The organism is Clostridium sp. UBA1056, assembly GCA_002316385.1.
Classification (GTDB): Bacteria; Bacillota; Clostridia; order Clostridiales; family Clostridiaceae; genus Clostridium_J.
Genome location: DCDL01000052.1, coordinates 1,413 through 24,810, shown reverse-complemented (window position 1 = coordinate 24,810; position 23,398 = coordinate 1,413). Strand labels below are relative to the sequence as shown.

General features: G+C 28.9%; 17 protein-coding genes and 1 other RNA gene. 2 read left to right on the top strand and 16 right to left on the bottom strand.

The window, feature by feature from the left end:
* Window positions 1-224 precede the first annotated feature (224 nt).
* On the bottom strand, window positions 225-1,043 hold the full coding sequence (locus B3W71_RS13180) for a hypothetical protein (protein ID WP_346889394.1): 819 nt from the start codon (window positions 1,041-1,043) through the stop codon (window positions 225-227).
* A gap of 292 nt (window positions 1,044-1,335) precedes the next feature.
* Here B3W71_RS13180 and B3W71_RS13175 point away from each other — a divergent pair, with 292 nt between their 5' ends.
* On the top strand, window positions 1,336-1,746 hold the full coding sequence (locus B3W71_RS13175; RefSeq protein ID WP_346889393.1) for a hypothetical protein: 411 nt from the start codon (window positions 1,336-1,338) through the stop codon (window positions 1,744-1,746).
* Between the two features lie 70 nt (window positions 1,747-1,816).
* Here B3W71_RS13175 and B3W71_RS13170 read toward each other — a convergent pair whose 3' ends face one another.
* The 13 genes from B3W71_RS13170 to smpB form a co-directional block, all read right to left on the bottom strand.
* Window positions 1,817-2,695 (bottom strand): MBL fold metallo-hydrolase, encoded by an 879-nt coding sequence (locus B3W71_RS13170; RefSeq protein ID WP_346889392.1) that lies wholly within the window; start codon window positions 2,693-2,695, stop codon window positions 1,817-1,819.
* A 21-nt stretch (window positions 2,696-2,716) separates the two neighbouring features.
* Window positions 2,717-3,442: a hypothetical protein gene (locus tag B3W71_RS13165; RefSeq protein WP_346889391.1), complete on the bottom strand. Its 726-nt coding sequence runs from the start codon at window positions 3,440-3,442 to the stop codon at window positions 2,717-2,719.
* A gap of 611 nt (window positions 3,443-4,053) precedes the next feature.
* Window positions 4,054-4,203: a hypothetical protein gene (locus B3W71_RS13160; protein ID WP_346889390.1), complete on the bottom strand. Its 150-nt coding sequence runs from the start codon at window positions 4,201-4,203 to the stop codon at window positions 4,054-4,056.
* Window positions 4,204-4,702: 499 nt separating this feature from the next.
* Entirely contained in the window at window positions 4,703-7,891 is a 3,189-nt protein-coding gene (locus tag B3W71_RS13155; protein ID WP_346889389.1) for a type I restriction endonuclease subunit R, read from the bottom strand.
* Window positions 7,888-9,021, bottom strand: a complete 1,134-nt coding sequence (locus B3W71_RS13150; RefSeq protein WP_346889388.1) for a restriction endonuclease subunit S — start codon at window positions 9,019-9,021, stop codon at window positions 7,888-7,890. Before B3W71_RS13150 ends, B3W71_RS13155 begins: the two co-directional genes overlap by 4 nt.
* Window positions 9,021-11,138, bottom strand: a complete 2,118-nt coding sequence (locus B3W71_RS13145) for a class I SAM-dependent DNA methyltransferase (RefSeq protein ID WP_346889387.1) — start codon at window positions 11,136-11,138, stop codon at window positions 9,021-9,023. The genes B3W71_RS13150 and B3W71_RS13145 overlap by 1 nt, the downstream gene beginning before the upstream one ends.
* Before the next feature lie 211 nt (window positions 11,139-11,349).
* Entirely contained in the window at window positions 11,350-12,390 is a 1,041-nt protein-coding gene (locus tag B3W71_RS13140) for a hypothetical protein (RefSeq protein ID WP_346889386.1), read from the bottom strand.
* 384 nt (window positions 12,391-12,774) lie between these two features.
* Entirely contained in the window at window positions 12,775-13,026 is a 252-nt protein-coding gene (locus B3W71_RS13135; RefSeq protein ID WP_346889385.1) for a hypothetical protein, read from the bottom strand.
* 133 nt (window positions 13,027-13,159) lie between these two features.
* Window positions 13,160-14,767 carry a hypothetical protein gene (locus B3W71_RS13130; RefSeq protein ID WP_346889384.1) on the bottom strand — a complete coding sequence of 536 codons (1,608 nt, stop codon included), beginning with the start codon at window positions 14,765-14,767 and terminating at the stop codon, window positions 13,160-13,162.
* A 396-nt stretch (window positions 14,768-15,163) separates the two neighbouring features.
* Window positions 15,164-16,180 carry a DUF5677 domain-containing protein gene (locus tag B3W71_RS13125; protein WP_346889383.1) on the bottom strand — a complete coding sequence of 339 codons (1,017 nt, stop codon included), beginning with the start codon at window positions 16,178-16,180 and terminating at the stop codon, window positions 15,164-15,166.
* A gap of 448 nt (window positions 16,181-16,628) precedes the next feature.
* Window positions 16,629-16,963: a transfer-messenger RNA gene (ssrA, locus tag B3W71_RS13120) on the bottom strand.
* A gap of 244 nt (window positions 16,964-17,207) precedes the next feature.
* Window positions 17,208-17,819, bottom strand: coding sequence for a histidine phosphatase family protein (locus B3W71_RS13115; protein ID WP_346889382.1), 612 nt, complete (start codon window positions 17,817-17,819; stop codon window positions 17,208-17,210).
* A 131-nt stretch (window positions 17,820-17,950) separates the two neighbouring features.
* Window positions 17,951-18,418, bottom strand: a complete 468-nt coding sequence (gene smpB / locus B3W71_RS13110) for an SsrA-binding protein SmpB (RefSeq protein ID WP_346889381.1) — start codon at window positions 18,416-18,418, stop codon at window positions 17,951-17,953.
* 639 nt (window positions 18,419-19,057) lie between these two features.
* On the opposite strand from smpB, the gene B3W71_RS13105 reads away from it, so the two are divergent.
* Entirely contained in the window at window positions 19,058-19,396 is a 339-nt protein-coding gene (locus tag B3W71_RS13105) for a hypothetical protein (protein ID WP_346889380.1), read from the top strand.
* Window positions 19,397-19,618: 222 nt separating this feature from the next.
* Here the strand turns inward: B3W71_RS13105 and B3W71_RS13100 are convergent, their stop codons facing one another.
* The gene (locus B3W71_RS13100; protein WP_346889379.1) at window positions 19,619-20,785 is read right to left on the bottom strand and encodes an iron-containing alcohol dehydrogenase; all 1,167 of its coding nucleotides are present in this window, start codon (window positions 20,783-20,785) and stop codon (window positions 19,619-19,621) included.
* A gap of 297 nt (window positions 20,786-21,082) precedes the next feature.
* Entirely contained in the window at window positions 21,083-23,263 is a 2,181-nt protein-coding gene (gene rnr / locus B3W71_RS13095) for a ribonuclease R (protein WP_346889378.1), read from the bottom strand.
* Window positions 23,264-23,398 lie beyond the last annotated feature (135 nt).

The following is a 23,398-nucleotide window of genomic DNA, read 5'->3' as shown; positions in this document are numbered from 1 at the left end:
TGAACGATAAGATTCTTTTTATTTTAATATGTCTAAAATGTTAAACAACTTCCAATTACTTACATTTCAACATCATTAGAACATATGTACAATAGTTATTCTACTGTTTAATAATTATTTCATATTCAGTTTTAAGGTATACTTACTTTACAATCACATATCCTAATAAGCCCTTATATTTACTGGTTTTATTAGGATATATTCATCATTTAACTTACTATACATTAACTACTAAAGATAACATAGCTCTTCTCCTCTAATACCTCACTAATACTCTTTTCAACCTCTGTAATCATTCTTTCGTATTCATGTATATCATTAGTTATCTCCTGTTTTTTATCTTTAATATATTCATTATCATCTATAAGCTCTTTTATATTTAAAGGAAAGCTATTTTCTTCTTCATCTATAAAATTTTTTAGTTCATTAATTTTTTTCTTTAATATGCTTATATTTTCTTCTATAGAGATTACCTTAATATCTGCTTTAAACTCATTCTGCTTTATTATTCCTTCAAGAATTATTAATGTCATTAAATCATTATTTTCATAAGCCTCTTTAACTTTAAGCCACAACTCCATCATTTCTTCATTTAAATTTTTATTTACATCTGGATGCAGTATTTTAGCTAGACTCCTAAATATCTCTTTAACCTTTTTTACTTCCTCTTCTGTTAATATAGGAAGTTCTAAAAACTCTTGAGAGTTCTTTAAATTATTACGCAACTCATCTAAATCTCGATAAAACTCTTCTAACTCTTTTTCTAAAACTCTTTCTATTTCTTCAATATTTATTTCTTCACCTTTATTTTTACTTTTAACTATCAATATTAACTTCTTCTTTAACCTTCTATATTTAATTTCATTTTCAAATCTTAAAAATATTAAGGCACCTAGTTTACACATATAAAGGCTCTCAAAATATTCTTTTTCCTTTTTTAAATCTTCCATCTTCTCATATAATTTTATGTACTCTTCATTTAACGTATTTAATTCTTCCTTAAGCCTTTGTATCTCTGTTAATGAAACAACTATATCACTCATATTAACCTCTCATTAATATACTTTTTATTGTCCTACATAAACCATTTTAATTCTTCCATACATATTAATTATATCATCTTTGATTGAGGTTTGAGGTAGTCATAATTAATAGTGTTAGCCTATTCTAAACGATATCTTTAATCATTTTAATAGACTCTATTTATTTGCTATATTAGTATCTGACTTTACCTTATTCTCTTAATAATCTATTATCTTAAAAGCTTAATACTTTCTTTCATTCAATTCTAATAATATTGATAAACCAGTAAATACTATCTATAGAGGTGGTTAAATGACAGAAATAGAAAAAGCATATATAGCTGGAATAATTGATGGCGAAGGAAGTATTATGTTACAGCGATTTCACACAAACCAATATCCTGCTCCTTGCGTATCAATAGCCTCCACTACTATAGAATTATTAACTTGGCTAAAAGACACCATTGGATATGGAGTAATAATAAAGAAAAAAAATTATAATCCTGAAAAACATAAATTATCTTATTCATTTGTAATTAAACATAATAATGCTATTAAATTACTAGAAGATATTTATCCTTACTTAATTATAGAATCTAAAAGAAACCGTGCAGAAATGATAATAACTCAGTATAAATCTCTTACCCCTAGAAATGGCAGGTATACAGAAGAACAGCTTGCTAAGAAAGAGAGTTTTTATGAGGAATTTATTAATATAAAATAGCTACATCACATTAGAGCTGATGTAGCTATTTTGCATGGTGGAGAAGACATTACTATTAGTGCCCTCGACTCTATAATGTCAATGTTCCCAAATAATTTTCAAAAGTACTTTTTTTCTCATTATCTAGATAATCAGCACTATAATTCTTATTACTTACATAAATATGAACCTTACCTGTTTCACATTCAAAAGTTATGTCTCCTGCTGAAAGTTGTGTTATTGTGTTATAGCTACTATAATAATTAATTTTATCTGATGGAGCTTCACCTATAACAATTATTTTAGGGTTCATTTGTTTTAACATTTCACTTGGTACTTTTCCACTATCTCTACCATGATGTGGTGCAAATAAAATATCTACCTCTGGTAAATCTATATCATCTTTTATATTATTCATAAAATCAGTCTCTAAATCACCCATCCATAGCATTGTAACTCCTTTTTCTAAACTATACTTTATTATAGGCGATATATTATTGGGACTTTTTCCCTCTTTTGCATTTGATAATTCTTTTTTAAAATATTCATTGTCTGTATCAGGCCATAATATATTTATTCCTGACCTTCCTCTTTTATCATCACCAATATTCATCCATTTTCTTGAACAGTTTCTATATATATAAAAGGCTTTAGATGAATCTCTTAATTCACAATACTTTTTAAAAGCATTACTTTCATCGCGTTTAGTCGCCTCATTCTTAACGCAATAAAAATTAGTAATTCCACTTTCTGAATCTAAATAATCTAATCCTCCAATATGGTCTTCATCTGGATGTGTTGATATGAATCTTGTTATTCCTTTTTTTCTAGATTTATCTTTTATTTCATCTACTATCTCTGTTTTATTATCATCTGATAAATAACAATCTATAATAGTAAAATTGTCCGAGCCATGTTCAATATAAAACATGTCCCCATTCCCAACTGAAAATGATTTTACTATACTCATATAAATTCCCCCTACCCATTTTTATATTTTATCACAAATTTCAAGTAAAGCTTTAGCGTAATCAAAAGCCTTATTTTCAACTATCTTTTTATTTATCATAATTAATCCAAGCAAGGCACTACCAGTCATAATGATAAATGCTATATATTGTGGATATGGCTTCATAAATATATCCACGATATCAAAATTGCTCATTAACACTATTTCTCTTATTGCTATTAATATATAAATACATATACCAATATACTTTATTCCATATAAATTTCTCCAAAAATTGTAATTTTTCAATTCCTTGTATACCAGATGATATTTTTTCTTATCCGAATTAGTAATTCCTCTTATCCAATTTATAGCTGAATCATAAATATAATCACTATCGTCTTTCTCTTCTTCTATACTAATAGGAATATTTAGACCCTTTATTTTTTTCTTTAATATTTTATGGTATCTCATTTTACTATGTGGATCTATTCTAGTATCAGAAAATCTCATCAATATGGTTGTTGGTAACCCACCTAATCTTTTAACCATCTTACGCTCAGCCTTTTTTCCCAAATCCCTGGCAATATATGCCATGAAGGTTATAAAAATAATAATTATACTTGCATATATAGTACTTTCTAATACACCTTCTTTAATTATACTTTCATAAAGCCCGACACAAATTATAGGTAATACAACTACTAATACTGGCATAACCCTAGCGTTAAGTGTAAAGTCATCAAAATTTGCTTTTATATTTTCCATACATATCCTCCCCCTTTACGACTCATATTACCATAATACCACTAAATATGATTAATTTGTATATTTTATAAATAATAGGATTTATAGATTGTGTGCCTCTAGAAGGTTCTATATTAATGCCTATTAATTTTTCATTCCTAGACATGCTAAAACTCACGTTGAATACTACTTCAACGTGGGTCTTATATACTATAACTTATTTAACAAAGTCCTGTATGAAATTTTTGCACCCTGGGATATTCTTAGTTATCACATATTCTTTAAATCCACTTAGAACACCTTTTATATCTTCTTCTATAACCTTAGTAACTGATTGACTTGATTCTAGTTCTACTAGCTTATCCTCTAAGTATATCTTCCTATCTTTTAGCTAGTCCATTTTAATCTTAAACTCTTCTTGCATGAATCCATTAGTTATTGGAAGTTACAATATTACCTATTTGTTTTTCAACTTCTCCTAGCTCATTTTGAAATACTGCTCTCTTATTTTCATCTCCTTTATTTTGCTTTCTTAGATTTTCATTAATACCTTCAACTAAAATAGGTATCTCTTTGTTATTAAAAATTCTAGCTTCAAGCTCTGTTAATACATATTCTTCAATATATTCCTTTCATATCTCCTTATTACTACATACATTACTGCTTGTACGTTTTCTACAACCACATCTATAGTATACATAAACTAAACTCTTTAATTGTGTTATAAACTTCTTACTAAATAAATTATCTTCAAAAGCTTTCTTTAATAGCTTTTTCGCCACCTCTCCACCTCTTAATTTTCCATAAGAGTATCTATTAATTCCTTAATAGTAACTACAATTACTGCATAATCTGAAGACAAAAGAAAAAGAGGTAAACAATACTGCTTACCTCCTTCACATTCAATATCATCAACATACTCTGAAATAATACCTTTTAATATATTTTCTTTTGCTTCAATAACATCATCTTTACTTTCTAGAATTAATGCATACCCACCTAAATCTGCATCAATAGTTCTTTCAGATCCATAGCTATAATCTAAAATATTCAGCTACTCTCCTATAGTACTAGTCACATTAGAGTTTAACTTAACTCCACCAAACACTTAATTTACTAACCTTTTTCATCATTAATACCTCCATTATCTTTTATGACCTATAGGAATTATCTATCTAGTATAGATATCATTTCACTATAATAATATATATTTATAACTTATCTTTATTTCGGATAAAAATAAGCCAACATATCTCTAAGACATGTTGACTTATTTGATATTTAATTATATAGACTATAAGTATTATTACTTGATGTAGCATAATTTTCAAAGAAATGATTATATACAACATCTCTTTTTTTATCTATTTCATCAAAATTATAAGCTTCTGGCAAATAATTAATTAAATAATCATATATAACAACTTTAACTTTAGCTTGACTCTCTCGCTTTTCTCTCCAATTATCTATATTATCAATAAGATCTTTTAACTTTTCTAACAAGTCCTTGCTTACTTTCTTTAATTTTTCTCTATCTTTCTTTTCAAGATTAGATTTTTCTAATAAATCAAATAATGCTAAGTCTTCCTCTTCCAGACCTTCTTTTGCTGCTCTTTTTTCCTCCTTGCTTAGGTCATTCATAAGTTTCAACAAAGCTTCAAAAGTTGCTTCAATTATAGTTCTATCCTTTTCATAATTATAATCTTCTATTATCTCTTTGTATTTTTTATAGAAGTCCATTCTTATAGGATTTTGTTTTATCATTTTTTCAAGCTTATGCTCTATTTGTTCTTTCATATTGTATAATACTGTATTTTTTCTTGAACTGCATTTAAATTCTTCTTTTAACCTATCAAAGTCTATATTACTTATGTCAAACATCTTACTAGGTTCTAATCCACTTTCAGATATATTTTCAGTTTTTATTGCTTCATCAACAATATTATGAAGCTCTAGAATAACATGTGAAATATCTGTTTCTCTTTTATTATCCTGTATCTTATTATATATAGCCTTTATAGCATCGCACTCTGGAGTTATTTCATCAACTCCGTCCATAAATAAACAAGCTTTATACTTATTTTGAACATTTCTTGCAAGTATTTCAAATTTCTTTTTTATTTCTTCTGTAGCATAAATAACTTCTTCAGTTTCTTTTATTAATGCGATTTTCTTAAATCCATCCGCCTTTATTAATTCATCTAAATTAAACTTATTTACTTTCAAATGCTTTTTAGTCAATTTAATTGACTTTTTTAGATCATTTAATAAGTCTTCATCTGTTCCTGCTGGCGGATTTTCACCACCTTCTCCCATTCCTGAACCATATTTAGCTAGTGCTTGTCTTAAATTTTTCAATACCCCAATGTAATCGATAATTAGACCATTATTCTTACCTTCATTTATACGATTAGCTCTAGCTATTGTTTGCATTAATGTATGCTCTTTTAACACTTTATCAAGATATAAAATAGATAAACTCTTAACATCAAATCCTGTTAACCACATAGCACACACAATTGCTAACCTAAATGGACTTTCTGAATCCTTAAATTCTGTTGCAAGGTCTCTTTCTTTGTCATATCCATCCCTTTTGATGCCTTTTTTCATTTTTTCCCTATGTGGTATTATATCTAATCCCCACTTTTGAAATTTTTTCACTTCATTTTGTTCTTCACTTACTATAACAGCATACTCTGTTTCTTCTAGCCATTTTAACTTTTTTTGCTTATCTAATTCATCTTGAACATCAAAAGACTGACTGACCTCTTTTTTAGTAGCTTGAATCTTCTCTTTCCAGTATTTATGTATTAGATTATACATTCTTACACACGTAACTTTATCTATGCACACCAACATAGCTTTTCCACTTTCCCACATAGTAGAATAATGCTCAACTATATCTTTCGCTATAGTATCTAATCTTTCATTACTTGTTATGATATGATATTCCTTAGATAAAGCTTTTCTTAACTTTTCTTCTTCCTCATCTGATAAATCAAATTCATCAATTTTATCTTGAAGTTTTCTATTTAACTCATCATTAACTATTCCAAGCTTTTCACCTCTACTTTGATAATATAAAGGTACTGTTGCTCCATCTTTAACTGCTCTATCGAAATCATATACTGATACATAATCCCCAAAGAATTCTTTAGTCAATTCATCCCCACTTAATAGTGGTGTTCCTGTAAACCCTAAAAATTTTGCTTCCGGCAACGCATCTCTCATATTTTTTGCTAGTAATCCATATTGAGTTCTATGAGCTTCATCTGATATAACAATTAACTCCTCTGTATTTTCATAAGGTTCTTTAAGTCTTTCATTGAATTTATGTATTAATGAAAATATATATCTTTGATCCTCACCTAATAATTGTCTTAGATGTTCTCCACTAGATGCCCATACATTATTACTAGGTTTAACAGCTCCTACACCAACAAATGTTTTATAAATTTGCTCATCTAACTCTTTTCTATCCGTAACAATTAAGAAAGAGTGATTTCCTTTAATACATCTTAAAAGCTTCTGACAGAAAAATACTATGGAATATGATTTTCCACTACCTTGAGTATGCCAAAATACTCCTATCTTATTACTTTTAATCTTTTTAGACTCCTTAAATGATTCTATAGCTTTATTAACACCTAAAAATTGATGATTTCTAGCTAGTATTTTCACTTTTTTTCCTGAACTATCATCAAATAAAATAAAATTTTCGAATATATCCATAAAGTTTTCTTTAGAACACATACCTTTTAACATAGTTTCAAAATCTACAGAACCCGCTTCTTCTTCTTCAAGCCTCTTCCATTCATTGAAATATTCATATTTACTTGTTACAGCACCAACTTTACCTTCTATTCCATTGCTTAACATTACAACAGCATTATAGTTAAATAAGTGTGGAATAGTATCTTTATAATCTGTAAAATTATCTTCATAAGCATTTTTAATATCTTTATGAATATTTTTTAGCTCTATAAATAATAATGGAATCCCATTAACAAAACCTATTATATCAGCTCTTCTTCTATACAAACTTCCTTGTATCCATAACTCTCTTACTGCTATAAAACTATTTTGTTCTGGCTCTCTAAAATTAAAAACCTTTAATTTTTCTTCTGTTAATTCACCTTGCTTATTTTTAAATTGTACTTTTACCCCTTCTTTAAACAACTTATATTTTTCTTCATTAATATCAATTAACATTTTAAATAAATTATTCTCAGTTATTATTTCAGTAGCACTTTCATAAGCTTCATCAGGTAAACCAGGATTAAATTTCTTTAGTGCTTGCTTTAAATATCTAACAAGCACTACTTCCTTTTCAGATTTTCTCCCTAAAGGTCCATCTTTCCCTAGCTTTTCTGTGTTATAAGCATAAACAGTATCCCACTCTAAATTATATTTAAAATAATCTATTGTGGTCTTTTGTACTAATCCATCCTCTGAATACTCTCTCCTCAAACCTCAATCTCCCCCATAATTAACTTTGGTATTAATATATCTCTAGCCTCTATTAACTTGTCGTTTTGATTCCTTAAATTTGTTATTTGCTTAAAATTATAATCTACTATACCTGAAAATTTATCCATAATATCCTTACTTGGAATATAAATTTCTTCATCCTTTAAATATTTAAAATGCCTTGCATACGAATAATTTGATAAATCTATACTCTTAATCGCACAATAAAAATATTGTTGCGATATCTCTTGTGAATTACTATGTATCAATTGTGTTCCATCTGCACCACTTGCGAATGGAAAATCAACATATTTTACTATTCTTGTATGATCACCAAATATAATTGCTGGTATATCTGTTTCTTTAGCATCATCGTTATTTGTATAACCACCAATAAATTTTTTACTTTGATCTATTACCGGAATATTACCACTCTCCAAATATACATCTTTTCTTATTTTACTTTTTCTTTTAAATTTTAATATAAGTTCTCCTACCTTTTTCTTTTTCCATCCCTTAGGTATTCCATAAAAAAATTCACACTTATCACTTTCTGGAAGTCTAAAGTTAACAAACCATTCTTTGTAAATTAATTCTACACTTTCTTCTAGTAGTTTTATTCTCTTTAAATTATTTTCTATCAACTCATCATATGAAGATAAAATTTTAACTATTTTATCCTGCACTTTCTTTTCTGGTAAATAAATATCAATATTAGCTAAATCATTTGCTGACAATTCTATTTGATTGGTAGCACCTTTTCCCATTGATGTTATTAATGATTCACTTAATCTTATAAAATACCCTAAAAATTTAGCATTAACATCTTTTGAAGGTCTCATTATAGTAACATGAGTATCAACTGTAATATTATCATTTATGTTATTTATTTGAACTGTTCTACCTAACGTTCCAGTACCTGTAGAGTTTATTAATATATCTCCTTCGATCAAAAATTTTTCTTCTGCTATTTTTTTCTCTTTACTTGTTAATCTTGCAAACGTTAAATCAACCCTATTGTCTCTGATACATTTTTGGTTTATCACTAAAATCCCATCATTATCTACATATCTAGGTGTAACACCTCTTTTTATTAATTCTGTAACCTCTGAAACTTTTTTCTTCACCATTATAATCCTAACTCCTCAAAGTTTACTTTTATAATTTGAGCTAACTCTGATGCTTCTTCGTTTAATGAATCTAATTCTATTTGTATCTCTTTAAGTCTTTCTTCAAAATTAAAATCTTCATCAATAGTTTGTGAAACTCCAACATATCTCCCCGGTGTTAAGCTCCAATCATTTTGCTCTATGGTATCTCTATCTACTAACTTACATAATCCCTCTATATCTTCTAGTTGTGCATTGATAAACTTTGTTTGTAACCACTTTACTTGAGAATATATATAATTAACATATTTAATGTCATCTATTAGCTTTCTTCTTAACTCTTCAAAGTTTTTTCTATTTTCTCTAACTACTTTTGTATTCCACATATCACTCTTTTTAGCATTTAAGTCTTTTTCTGCTTTATCTAAAATATTATTAGTTTCTTTGTATAAGTGATCTATTGTTTTTAAATTTAGCTTAAGTTCTTTTGATATATTATCAAACTCAGTATATATTTCTCTTTGTGAACTATTATGGTCTTCTATATTGTTAAAAGTCTTATCAGTATATGACTTAACCTTATTTAAGTAATCTTGTATTTCACTATTAAATTTCTCTTTGTCTACGAAATACTTATCAATATCTTTTTCTAGAGCCTTTAGTGATCCATAATATTCTGCTTTTTTTTCTTTCTCTTCATCACTAGCTAACTTAAATGAATTAAATTCTTGAAGTTGGTCAACTAATAATTGTAATACTCCTTCAAAATCCTTAGATTCTTCATTTATCTTATCTGCTTTATTAGAATATTCAAGTATGTATTCTTCTATTAACTTTAGATACTTTTTATTTTTCCCTCTATATAGCCACACAATAGCTGTTAAGTTTTTAAGTTGTTCTGGTGAGAAATCATTTATTGTTCTATTAACTTTTCTAAAAACATTTCTTGCATCTATCATTAATACTTTATCTTTATTATCTTCTAGTTTGCTCTTATCAAAGAACCATAAAGTACAAGGTAAGCTTCTAGTATAGAAGAAGTTAGTTCCTACAGATATAATTACATCAACATCTCCTGATCTAACTAAACTTTCTCTAATATCCTTTTCTTTTCCACCTGCATCTGTTGCTGAACTTGCCATTACAAATCCGCCCCTACCAGTTTTATTTAGATAAGAGTTAAAATATTGAATCCATAAATAGTTACCATTGCTTACTGTTTTACCTTTTGAACTTATTCCTGGTAAGCCATATTTTAATCTAGGGTCTGCCTTAATCTTTTCACTATCCACTCCATCAACATTAAAAGGAGGGTTAGCCATAACATAATCGCACTTACCTAATAATTCATGCTTATCTTCATAGAATGTATTTCCTTGAATTACTTTTCCATTTAGACCGTGAACAGCTAAGTTCATTTTTGCTAACTTAGTATTTAAATCAGCTTTCTCTTGCCCATAAAAAGTAATTTTATCATTAGCATTATTACCATGAGATTCAACAAAGTAACCTGTTTGTACAGCCATACCTGCACTACCGCATGCGGGATCAAATACTACTCCACCTTCTGGTTCAATTACATTTACTATCATCTGAACTAGTGATATAGGAGTAAAAAATTCCCCCCCTTCTTGTGCTCCACTCATGGCAAACTTATTTAAGAAATATTCATATATTCTTCCAAATACATCTCCCGTAGCCTTTTGTAATTCATCACTATTAAATATTCTAATTAAATCGGCTAACAAATCATTATCAAAAATATTATAGTTTTTAGGTAATGCTCCTGCTAAAGTCTCATATTCCTCTTCTATAGCTTTCATTGCATCATTAATTGCTTTACCAATGTCTGCTCCCTCTTCTAAATCTAATAAGTAATCATATCTAGCTATTTGAGGGATATAAATAGCACTTTTGCTCATGAAATCTTCTTTTGTTACAGGTCTTTTTCTACCATTTCTTGATGGTAATGTAGCTTCTATTTCTTCCTTAACTACTAAAAATCTATTGTATGCATGTCTAAGGAATATTAATCCTAGAACTGGCATACTATATTCTGATGCAGTCAACTTAGAATTTGCTCTAAGTTGATCTGCTCCTTCCCATAAATCTTTTTCTATTTTCTTTATATCTATCATTTTATCCTCCTACAGTAATACATTTTACTATACTACTATTTCAACAAAATATTTCTTTTAAAATGGATTTAATCCATTTATCAAGTAAACCTTCATTCTTCCTTTGTGAATTAAATCTATACATCTTAAATTCAGCATATGCTAGTGCCTATCGATACCCTATTAAAAATTTATCTAACTAGTGTATACTCATACATTTATTGATTTTATTTTATGAATTACTAATACCATTAGTTTGATATAACCATATTAGAACATCCTCTGTCATTCTTAAAGCCATAAAAGCATCTTCCATAGTAGTAACTTCGCAATCAACACCATTTGTAGTTATATTACCTTCATTAGCATGAGCACCTAGAGCACAACAAAAAGTATATACTCTATAAATTAAATTATATCTTGGATATTGGTAACGGTTATCAATGTTGGGACTATTCTCACTATATTTCATTATTGGAATATCATCAATTTTAGTGATATTAGCAATATTTTTATCTTTTTCACAGGCTTTTTTAAGTCCGTCTTTCCATTTTCTTTGCTCTTGTTTATTGATAGTAAATATACCAGTTATAGTATTTCTACAATGCGCAATACAACCTACCTCATCACCATTACTATAAGCTTTTATAGCATCTGTATAACTCTTTTCAATATCTGAATAATTATCTGCTAACCAATGTATTAAAATATTATCATCATCATAACTACTTTCTACTACTCTATTAGCAAAAGGAATAACTCTTAATCCATCATCAGTAAATACTATATCTAAGTTAAGCATATTTATATTGCTTCTTAATAGCTTAAATTCCTTTGAAGGATAATTTTTCAATATAATATTTTTATCTATTATACTTTTCTTTTCTAAGTATTCCTCTATATCAAATAAACTTCCAAATCCATAAGCACTTCTCTTCTTTAATTTTTTATCTATATCTACATCAAATATCTTTAGTATATTTATTTTATCAATTATGCTATTTACCAAGCTTAAAAACTTATTTTGCTCCTCTTCTAGTCTCCCTAATATTTCATTTAAGGCAGAATAACATCTATCATTGTGATAGTATTCAATTTTCCAATTAATCTCATTCTCTTTTGTAATTAACCAATGTTTCTTATGCTCGTAAGTATCTGATAAACCTGCATTATTAAAAATTTTTTTCCAAATATCAACTTGTGGAATTATTAAATTAGTACTTGATAAAATATCCGCTATTTTCGATATAGCTATTTGCTTAATATTATCCATATACACTCCTTCTTGTGCAAGCATAAAACTTACATATTATTTTATAACTATTATTATATAACATTTACAAATGTATTAATACTTCTTGTATGAGGCTACAATTTCATTAAGTAAATATTTAATTAAAGATATCTTTTCTTAATTTCATTATAATTACCTATATCTTCAGAAAGCAAAAAAGGTCTATAAAGACCTTTTTAATATATCATTTTATATCTTTCTGTTGTTTAATACCCAAACTCCAGTTATTATCTTTTTTTATAATGCACATTTAAGAATTCGTCAGACCTTAACTTCCCCATAACTAATACTATTGAATTAACTTATTTTAATTTTCTGTGCACTTCAAGCCCCAATTTTAAAATTTACTTTCTTAATTTTCTATTATGTAAAAATAATATTAATTTTTCTTATTTGCCATTTATTAATATTAAGTATATTCCACTTATTTTTTTCCTTTTGTTTTATTTCTTTACTTAAATCATCTGGAAAATCAAAACACGTTGAAATGCTTATAATTAATGCTCCTAATGTTAGTCCAAATACTGACCTTTCATTAATAATTAAATAACCATTTATATTCAAGACAGCTAATATTCCAAGCACTATAACCATTAACCTCTTGTCTTTATTCATAATCCTCACTCCCTATCTATAATAATTATACATTATAAAAGCATATTTCTATAAAAAACCTCGACAACACATTTCTGTATTGTCGAGGTTTTCATGGTGGAGGCGAAGGATTACATTTAAAATCCACCATTAGCTAATTATTCATAAAATTTTTTTCCATAAAATCTAGAAATCTAATAACTTGCAATAATATATCTTCAAACACATCAGCATAACTCTTATTCCCTATATCAAATTCCTTTGATATTTTTTTATAATTGCTACCTTTTCTATGCCCACTACTAGATGATCTTAACTCCTGTAAATTCCTTAAAAACTTAATCTCTACTTGATATTCAGTAACTTCTTTTTCAATTAACCATTTTTCTAACTTTGTTATGCTTCCCTTTAAATTTTCATATTTATTCACTAATTGTCTATCAATTTCTTTTTCATTTAAAGAATCTATTATAGTCTTTACTAATGATAAGGTTAATGTGTCTAATTCTGCAATTGAATCATTTATAGGTATTCTTAAATGATTCAAATTATATTGATCATTCTCTGTTAAAGGTAAAAAAAGATTCCATTTATACTTTTCTACCCACTTTTTATTAAATGAATTGAATTTTTGTTTAAATATTAAATCCACTGATTCTGGATCTGTAAATTGAGCTAAAAAATCTCTCTTAAATTTTGTATTACTAATAGTCTTATCACATTGTACATTAAAACTTTTCCAATATAATTGTTCTTTATACGTTAAGCTTTTTCCTAAATCCCCTAAATATACTGAAACATAATCCTTATCTTGATTGTCTAGATATAATGACCATAATCCACCATATCTCAAAATACCATCTTCTACAGAATAAATTTCTGGCTTTGAATAATATTTATTAAGAACATCTTTTGTAAAAAATACTGATGTTAAATAATGTGGTGCATTAGGATTACTTCCAAAATAATTTGATAATTTATCAGGATTACATTCGAATTCTAAATCATTACCATCCTCATCATTGCCAATAATAAATTTTTCATATTTTGCACCCTTATCATAAGGCCAATATCCACATTCCTGAATTGCAGTTCCACATATAATCTTTTTCCCATTTAATCTTGTAAATCTATCACTATTATATTCACCAATACATATATCATAATTTGTATTTTCATCCACATAATATAGACTATCTTGTTTTAAACCTATTTGATCTAATTTCCCATTTTCTCTATATTGAATATCAAAATAAATAGCTAAACTCATATTCTTAACTGCTAAAAATCTCTTTAAATATTTTAATTTAATATATACATCACTATTATTTTCTATCTTTATTACTACTTCTTCTCCATTTTCTACATTTATATATTCATTTTTTTTCATATCATAATATAAATTATTTATTAGCCTAAATTCCTCTATAATCTCTACATATCCTTCTCTTAATCCTGAAAATTCTCTTACATATACTAAAGGCTCAATACCATTATCAAGACAACTAAATCTATTGTAAACACCATCTTCCGACCCACCATAAATAGTGAATCCTGGTATCCCATCACCTATACTCAAATCCCAATCTGCCTTTTGCAAAATGTCTTTTTTAACTTCTTTTTTTATTAAAGCACTCCAATATAATGCATCATATCCATCCACTTTTTCATGAGTATATACTGGTATCATAAGTTCATTCCCTAAATTATTCTTAATAAAAATTTGATTTTTATCTTGATAGTACCTTTGTTTATTGTCCATAAAATCTCCCCTTTTATCCCTTTGATATTTAGATTTATGCATGTTTCGTCTATTAGCACTCATACATCAAGAGTGCTGATAACCACATTTTACTCTCTTCTATTTTCCTTTTCAACATTTATTTCAAAATAATAGAAATGACCTAACTAACCTTTATATAAAAACTCTTGCTATATCTTTCATATAACTCATATCTCCTAATGCTACTTATTACTTCAACTCCATTACCGTTTTTAGGTAAAGAAAAAGACACATTGAAGATTATTTCAATGTGTTCTTTATTAACTACTACTTCTTCAATAAACTTCTGTGTAATTTTTTAAATTACAGAGTATTTATATTTATTACATAAGCACTAATGTTACTGTACCTTTTATACAATTCTCCCTCATTATTTTAAAGTTTTTCTTTACTTTTTATTTGGTCATCATTCCAAAGAGGTTCATCATTTGGAAATATTTCATCATGAGTTTTAAAATACATTTCTCTTACAACATCTATCCATCCATTAATATATTTCATAGCAACTACACCATCTCCATAAGGAAATATACCATAAAACATTGTTGTAATTTGAGCTAAAGAAATTGCAGAGTGTTCACCTGGAGTTGTAATACCATAATCACTTCTTCCCACTGCTATTACATTATTTGATCCCATATTTCCTAATCTTGAAAAAGTTCCTTGAGAAGATGCATGAATAATTTTATTAGCTAAATCATATTGTTTTCTCCATACAACCGTATTTATATTACAAGATTTTTGAATATCATTGAAACTAATATACTTTTTAGATATTGAAAATATTCCACTACTTCTAGCCCATTCATACCTATTCTCAGTATCGTAAGCTTCTATATAAGCTCTAGCTACTTCTTCTCCATATTCTGTTATAAATGATGAGATTACTGTTAACTCGTACATAGAACGCCATCGTGCATATGCACCATCAGCAAAACCATTCTTCATAAGTGTTATTATCTCAAGATATTCCTGTAAAGCCCTTCCATGGATATAAAGCATAGCATTAAAAGTATATGCCTTTTTGCATTTTAAATCTTCTCCCAATTCATTAACATATTTCACATATGATTCTGCCGATTGCAAAACCATAATATACATAGCTTCAGAAGCTACAAAAGCCCTACACCAACTATTTTCTTGTCTAGATAAAAACTCTTGTTCCTCTGTTCGAAAAAACATCACTTCTTCATACATAGTTTCTTTCATATAATTTAGTGTACTATCTGCAAGCTCAGAATAAGATTTTTTAAAAAAATTAGTTAAATCAATTTTTTCAACTTTTTTTATTATTTCACTAGCTTCTTCAATAGATTCTGCTTTTTCCAAACTTTCTTTTACTACTGCTAATAATGTTTCTTTTAAAAATTTACTTGTCTCATCATTCACCATTAATCAATTCCCCCCATACAGCACATTAATATTATCTAATTTTTTTATTTTAACATTATGTTAAACCTTATAAGTAATATACCAACACATTACAATTTTAACTAAACTAAAATAACCCACGATATTTCTATCATGGGTTTCATGGTGGAGGCGAGGGGACATGTACTCCTACATCTCTGCAAGCACTGACTATATATTCCTCCTCTACCATATTCTACTTATTAAGTTTAAATACGGTTTAGGACTCTTGGCGTATTATAGAAGCATAGTTTAGTTTGATATCTTCTATCTTAGTATTCCATAGATTTCTCCTTAGGAACCTATAAGTCGATACACGGCTGTTGAATTTCTTCACATACCACTCGGTATTGCCGTCAGCGTCATCTGTTACGGTTTCACCGATAAAGCCAAGTTTTCACTTAGAAATTACTTTCTAAGGCGACTCTTCTGAATCGAACCCCTGTCCGAAAGCCATTCCACATAAGCATCTCCGAGTGCAGTCTCTATTTTAACATTCCCTCTATAGAACCCCTAGAGACCGGGTTTCTACTTCAGTAGCTTCATAAATTCCGTTCCATGGTCAAAGCTTTCCATGGCTCGGTTCCCCACTAATCGGCGCCCTATCCTAAGCCGTGGGACTCAAAGGTAGGACGAGCGGCTATATTAAGCTGCTATTGCAAAATTGTCTTCTGCGTTTACATTTAATCCCATAGTTTTTTAAAGCGGGCCCATGAGTTCCCTCTACTCGCTTCCTATATGTCACGTACCCCCGTCGAAACCAGTACGCCCCCATGTTAGGTAGTGGCAATCATTAGTGATTACCACGTATATTCATTATAAACAATAACTATACTTATATCAAGTAAAGTTTTGTAAAAACTTTTATAGTGTTTATGGACATATTTCCTTTGGATTCTACATATGGCATTTAGTAAAACTATTTTAATCTAAAAAATGCTATTTTTTAATTATACTTTCGCACTAATTATAAATTCATTTTATTTTTATTGTGTATATCTAACTCTACTTATTTCACATAGGACATATCACTTAATCTCTTTATAATGTGCTTCCCACTGTTATCTTCTATAAAATAAGAAACCCCACCTGCTAATCCAAATAAATCACAGTTATTAAGTTCTTCTGGCTTAAGCCCCAACCACATTGCATTGAAAATACTTAATGTATCTCCATGAGAAACAATAATTATATTCTCTTCATCGCTGCTCATTATTTCATTGTAGAAAGGCTCTAGACGATTCCAAGTTTCTCTTCTAGATTCAGCATCTGGTATGCATCTATCATCAATAGTCTTCTCCCACGCTGTTTGATTTTCTCTAAGCCACTGCACGCTTTTACCTACAGCAGAACCAAGGTTACGTTCCCTTAGAGCTTCATTAATAATAGGTTTTAAGTTTAGATGTTCTCCTACAATTTCAGCAGTCTGTTTTGCTCTTTTTAAGTCTGAAGAATACATAACATAGACACTATCTTTTGAAAGTTCTTCTCTAAGTTTTATCCCAATGTTATTTGCTTGTTCTTTTCCTAGATCAGTTAAATCCCAATCTGTCCATGAACCAATCATCCCATTGGTATGATGCACTGATTGAGTATGCTGAATAGTAATTATTCTCTTCATCTCTTACCACTCCCCCTATTTAAACTTTCCCCACTTCATATGCAAATTTATATTTATGAAAGCAAACTCATTTTCATGCCTATTTCCATTGAGTAATTAAAACTTAACCAAATATAAAATTTGGTTAAGTTTTATCTATATCTTTCTTTCATTTGTCTGTCTATGTCTCTCTTAGCTGCTTTTTCTAGCATTACATCTCTCTTATCATAATCTTTTTTACCTCTACAAACTCCAAGGTTTACCTTTACTTTACCATCTTTAAGGTATAAGCTAAGTGGTATTAGAGTATACCCCTTTTGAGCTGTGTATCCTAAAAGTTTATCTATTTCTCCTTTGTGAAGAAGTAGCTTTCTTTCTCTAAGAGGATCTTTGTTAAATATGTTTCCTTGCTCATAAGGGCTTATGTGCATATTTTTTACGAAAATTTCTCCATTGTATACATCTGCATAGCTATCTCTAAGGTTTGCTTTTCCAGCTCTTATAGATTTAACTTCTGTTCCTACAAGTACTATTCCAGCTTCCATAGCTTCTTCTATGAAGTAATCGTGTCTTGCTTTTCTATTTTCTACTAGAGTTTTAGTTCCTAATTTCTTTGCCATGTTTTCACCTACTTTTATCATTAATATATAATTTTCTCATTATACATGTGATTTTACTAAATTTAAAATGTATTGTATAGTATATCCTATTTTTATTATAACCTAAAATAAAAATATTGTAATTATTAACCTTGAAATATATTTGAATCAAGTAAAAGTTGTCAATTCATTTCCTTAGAAATATACCTATTGGTTGTAACATTACAAAAGCTTCACTTTGTCTGATTTAGGGTGTAGCATCCACATAATAATTACTTAAAATTATAAGTTATATTAATTGAGTAAATTGCACAATTAATAATATTAAATAAAATTTTATGAAATTAAATATTCCAGACTTCCTATATTCCACCACCTTATACTTATTGATATGACTAGCATTGGGCTTCCTAGAGAAAATCTGTATTTTAACTATTTAAAACTAAAAATATTTATATAGATAACTTTTTAAAATTTTATATAGATATATATGAAACATTTTAACATGTTAAAATGTTAAAATTTTAAAACCTTGCATAGAGAACTTTTTTAATATTTTTATAGAGAAAATTTTATATATCTAGGTAATTTTCCTCATAAATGCATATTTATTATTTGAATGAAGATAGCTACTGCTATCAATATAAGGAGGAAATAATTATGCAATCTACAGTTTATGGCTTTAGCCAAAAAAATTTAATTAAATTGGGTCTAGATCTTTGTGATGCTATCATCCTTAGGTATTTTATTGATTGTAAGGAACATAAAAAAATGAGAACTAAGGTTATAGATGGAAATACTTATTATTGGGTCCGTTATGATAAAGTTTTAGAATATCTACCTCTACTTCGTATGAAAAAATATACAATTCAATCTAGATTTTTTAAGCTAAGAGATTTAGGAGTACTTACACATTATGTCTTAAGAGAAGGTGGCACATATTCTTATTTTGGTATAGGTGAAAATTATATAAGCCTTATACCTGAATGTGAAGAATAAACTTCTCTTAGCTAAATCAAAGATGCTATATTTTAAAATGAAACTCCCCATCATATACATTTGGTGAAGCTTAGAAGAGCTGTCTCAGGTAGAATTTTAATTCTACTTTGAGACAGCTCTTCTAATTTGATTTGATTTAATGAATTATATAAGGGTATTTTTTAAATCTGCTGTACCTTAGTTCAACAGAATTAATAACATTTTAAAAGTTTTTAGTGTCACTTAAAAATCTACTTTATTACCATAGTAAGTACATTCAAATAGTCTTTCCATAGTTTTGTCATCTATTTCTCTTGGGTTTGAGCCTGTGCATGCATCAAGTACTGCATTGTGAGCTATAAACTCAAGGTTTGCTTTGAAGTCTTCTTCAGTAACACCGTATTCCTTCATTGAGTGAGGAATACTTAATGCAGTGTTTAATCCGTTGATCATTTCTATCAATGAGTCAGTTAATTCTGCATCTGTGTTTCCTTTTAGTTTTAACATCCTAGCTATGTCTGCATATCTATCTTCACACTTGCTTCTGTTATACTCTATTACATATGGAAGGAAGATTGCGTTTGCACATCCATGAGGAATGTGGAACACAGCTCCTGTTTTGTGAGCCATTGAGTGAACTATTCCTAGTAATGCATTTGAGAATGCCATTCCTGCAAGGCATTGAGCTTCATGCATTAAGTTTCTTGATTTTTCACATCCATTATAAGAATCTACTAAGTAATCTCTTACCATTTCAATAGCTTTTAATGCTAATGGATCTGAAAAGTTTGATCTTAATGATGCTGTGTATGCTTCTATAGCATGAGTTAAAGCATCCATTCCAGTATGAGCAACTAGAGTCTTTGGCATTGTTTGTGCAAGTGCTGGGTCTACTATTGCTATATCTGGTGTTATATTGAAATCAGCTAATGGATATTTAATTTTAGCTTTGTAATCAGTAATTACAGAGAATGCTGTAACTTCTGTAGCTGTACCACTAGTTGATGGTATTGCAATAAATTTTGCTTTTTGTCTTAATTCCGGTAGTCCAAAAGGAACAACGGCTTGTTCGAAAGTAAATTCTGGGTATTCATAAAATATCCACATTGCTTTTGCTGCGTCTATTGGAGATCCTCCGCCCATGGCAACTATCCAGTCTGGCTCAAAGCTTCTCATAGCTTCTGCACCTTTCATAACAGTTTCTACTGATGGGTCTGGTTCTACCCCTTCAAATAATTCAATCTCCATACCTGCTTCTTTTAAATAGTCTTCAACCTTTTGTAGGAATCCGAATTTCTTCATGGATCCACCACCAACAACTATGAAAGCTCTCTTTCCCTTTAAAGTTTTCAGAGTTTCTAAAGCTCCTTCTCCATGATAAATATCTCTTGGTAATGTAAAACGTGCCATAATATGAACCTCCCCATTAAAAAACTTTAAATTTTGTTATTTATTTAACATTTACAATCTAAGTATAGCATAAATTTTTAGAAAAGCTAGTACTTTGTGAAAATTTTATTCAATTTGTTTATGTTTTTAACAATCTTTTAATATTGCTGCTTATAGGTACAAGCCCTCTGCAATAACTACCTTTTATTTAGTTAATTTAAAAGTAAATTGCATAAAAAAGATGAGTCCAAGTTATATTCAGTTAATGAACATAATCTTAACTCATCTTTTATATTGTTAAGTTTTTATCTGTATCTTTTATTCTTCAAAAATAAGGTCATCTATATCTAAGGACATTTCTTCCTCTTCCTCATCTTCCTCTTTTGTCTTAACTATTTCAAAGTAAATATCATGAGCATCTATATCAACTTTAGAACAAACTACCTTAACTTCATCTCCCAATCTGTAAATATTCTTAGTTCTCTCTCCAATTAAAGCTAGATGTCTTTCATCATAGATATAGTAATCATCATGAAGCTCACTAATGTGAACTAAACCTTCTATAGTATTAGGAAGCTCAACGAACATTCCAAAGCTAGTTACAGAAGATATTATTCCTTCGAACTCTTCTCCTATCTTATCTAGCATGTATTCAGCTTTCTTTAAGTCATCTACTTCACGTTCTGCTTCTACAGCCATTCTCTCTGTGTCAGAGGATTGTTTTGAAGCATCTACTACAAAAGTTTTTAGTCTCTTTTCTCTCTTAGGAGTTAAACCTTCATTTATCATTTCCTTTATAATTCTGTGAATTACAAGGTCAGGATATCTTCTTATTGGAGATGTAAAGTGACAATAGTATTTAGCTGCAAGACCAAAGTGTCCTACACATACTTGAGAATACTTAGCCTTCATCATTGATCTTAAAAGTAAAGTACTAACTACTGTTTCTTCCTTCTTACCTTTAACCTTTTCTAGAATCTTTTGAAGTTCTCTTGGATGAATTTCTTCCTCTTTAAATCTTACGTGATATCCTAAGTTATATACGAATTCGCTAAAGTGAAGCAATTTTTCCATGTCAGGATCTTCGTGAATTCTATATACGAATGGTGCATTAAGCCAGAAGAAGTGCTCTGCTACTGTTTCATTACAGATAAGCATAAACTCTTCTATTATTCTATTGGCAATAGCTCTTTCACGAGGTAATATATCAATTGGCTTACCATTTTCATCTAGAATTATTCTACACTCATCAAAGTCAAAGTCTATGGCACCTCTTGATAATCTCTTCTTATTTAAGATTTCAAATAATCTACCCATGTTCTTAAACTCTTCATGAAGGTGTTTATATTTTTCTATGGTTTCAGCATCCTCATCTCTAAGAATCTTAGTTACATCAGTATAGGTCATTCTTTCATTAGTTTTTATTACACTTTCAAAGACATCATGATCTACTACTTTTCCTGTAGAATCGATTTCCATAAAGCAGCTAAGTGCAAGTCTATCTACCTTTGGATTTAAGCTACATACTCCATTAGATAGCTTTCTAGGAAGCATTGGAATAACTCTATCAATTAGATATACAGAGGTACCTCTTTTAAAGGCTTCCTTATCAAGGACATTATTTTCTCTTACATAGTGAGATACGTCTGCAATATGAACTCCCAGCTTAAAGTTTCCATTTTTAAGGATTTCTACTGAAACGGCATCATCTAGGTCCTTTGCATCCTCTCCATCTATAGTAACCATGGTTACATCTCTAAGGTCTCTTCTTCTATCTATTTCACTTTGAGGAACTACATCTTCTATTCTTTCTGCATATTCCTCTACCTGTATTGGGAACTCTTCAGGAAGATTATGCTTTCTAATGATAGTTAAGATATCTATTCCCTTATCTCCCTTTTCACCTAGGATTTCAATAACTTTTCCTTCTGGATTTCTTCTCTTCTCTGGCCAGCTAGTGATTTCTACCACTACTATTTGACCTGTTCTAGCTCCATTTCTATCATTTTTAGAAATGAATACGTCTTGGCCTATCTTTTTATCATCTGGCACAACAAATCCAAAGCTTTTGCTATCTTCATAGATTCCTACTAGCTTTTTATTTTTTCTTTCAACAATTCTGATAATTTCCCCTTCAGATTTTTTACCATTGTTTTCATCTTTTAATATTTTAACTAACACTATGTCATTATTCATAGCACTACTAACATTGCTAGCTGGAATAAATATGTCTGGCCTATCCTCTTCTACAATTACAAAACCAAAGCCCTTTTGATTTGCTGCAAAGACACCCTTAAGTATACCCATTCTTTCTGGTATTCCATATAGCTCTGCTCTATTTTTAATTATTTCTCCATCCTTCTCCATCTCATTTAATAAGATTGCAAACTCTTTAGACTCTTTCTTACTTATACCAAATATTTTAGATAATTCCTTTAGACTCATTGGCTTATAAGCTTTCTCTTTCATAAAACTTATAAGAACTTCTCTTATATTCATAATCCACTTCCTCTCATGCTCACCTTTGTTTTTTAGTAAATATATTTCTTAATATATATTATTAATCCGTTTATGATTAGTATACCTATTTACTATTATTATCTCATTAAATCTAGATTAGGCATCTGAAAATAA

Bases quoted from the DNA above. Each gene is read 5' to 3' on its own strand.
- B3W71_RS13180 (WP_346889394.1), bottom strand. From the start codon at position 1,043: ATGAGTGATATAGTTGTTTCATTAACAGAGATACAAAGGCTTAAGGAA.
- B3W71_RS13175 (WP_346889393.1), top strand. From the start codon at position 1,336: ATGACAGAAATAGAAAAAGCATATATAGCTGGAATAATTGATGGCGAA.
- B3W71_RS13170 (WP_346889392.1), bottom strand. From the start codon at position 2,695: ATGAGTATAGTAAAATCATTTTCAGTTGGGAATGGGGACATGTTTTAT.
- B3W71_RS13165 (WP_346889391.1), bottom strand. From the start codon at position 3,442: ATGGAAAATATAAAAGCAAATTTTGATGACTTTACACTTAACGCTAGG.
- B3W71_RS13150 (WP_346889388.1), bottom strand. From the start codon at position 9,021: ATGGTGAAGAAAAAAGTTTCAGAGGTTACAGAATTAATAAAAAGAGGT.
- B3W71_RS13145 (WP_346889387.1), bottom strand. From the start codon at position 11,138: ATGATAGATATAAAGAAAATAGAAAAAGATTTATGGGAAGGAGCAGAT.
- B3W71_RS13140 (WP_346889386.1), bottom strand. From the start codon at position 12,390: ATGGATAATATTAAGCAAATAGCTATATCGAAAATAGCGGATATTTTA.
- B3W71_RS13135 (WP_346889385.1), bottom strand. From the start codon at position 13,026: ATGAATAAAGACAAGAGGTTAATGGTTATAGTGCTTGGAATATTAGCT.
- B3W71_RS13130 (WP_346889384.1), bottom strand. From the start codon at position 14,767: ATGGACAATAAACAAAGGTACTATCAAGATAAAAATCAAATTTTTATT.
- B3W71_RS13125 (WP_346889383.1), bottom strand. From the start codon at position 16,180: ATGGTGAATGATGAGACAAGTAAATTTTTAAAAGAAACATTATTAGCA.
- B3W71_RS13115 (WP_346889382.1), bottom strand. From the start codon at position 17,819: ATGAAGAGAATAATTACTATTCAGCATACTCAATCAGTGCATCATACC.
- smpB (WP_346889381.1), bottom strand. From the start codon at position 18,418: ATGGCAAAGAAATTAGGAACTAAAACTCTAGTAGAAAATAGAAAAGCA.
- B3W71_RS13105 (WP_346889380.1), top strand. From the start codon at position 19,058: ATGCAATCTACAGTTTATGGCTTTAGCCAAAAAAATTTAATTAAATTG.
- B3W71_RS13100 (WP_346889379.1), bottom strand. From the start codon at position 20,785: ATGGCACGTTTTACATTACCAAGAGATATTTATCATGGAGAAGGAGCT.
- rnr (WP_346889378.1), bottom strand. From the start codon at position 23,263: ATGAATATAAGAGAAGTTCTTATAAGTTTTATGAAAGAGAAAGCTTAT.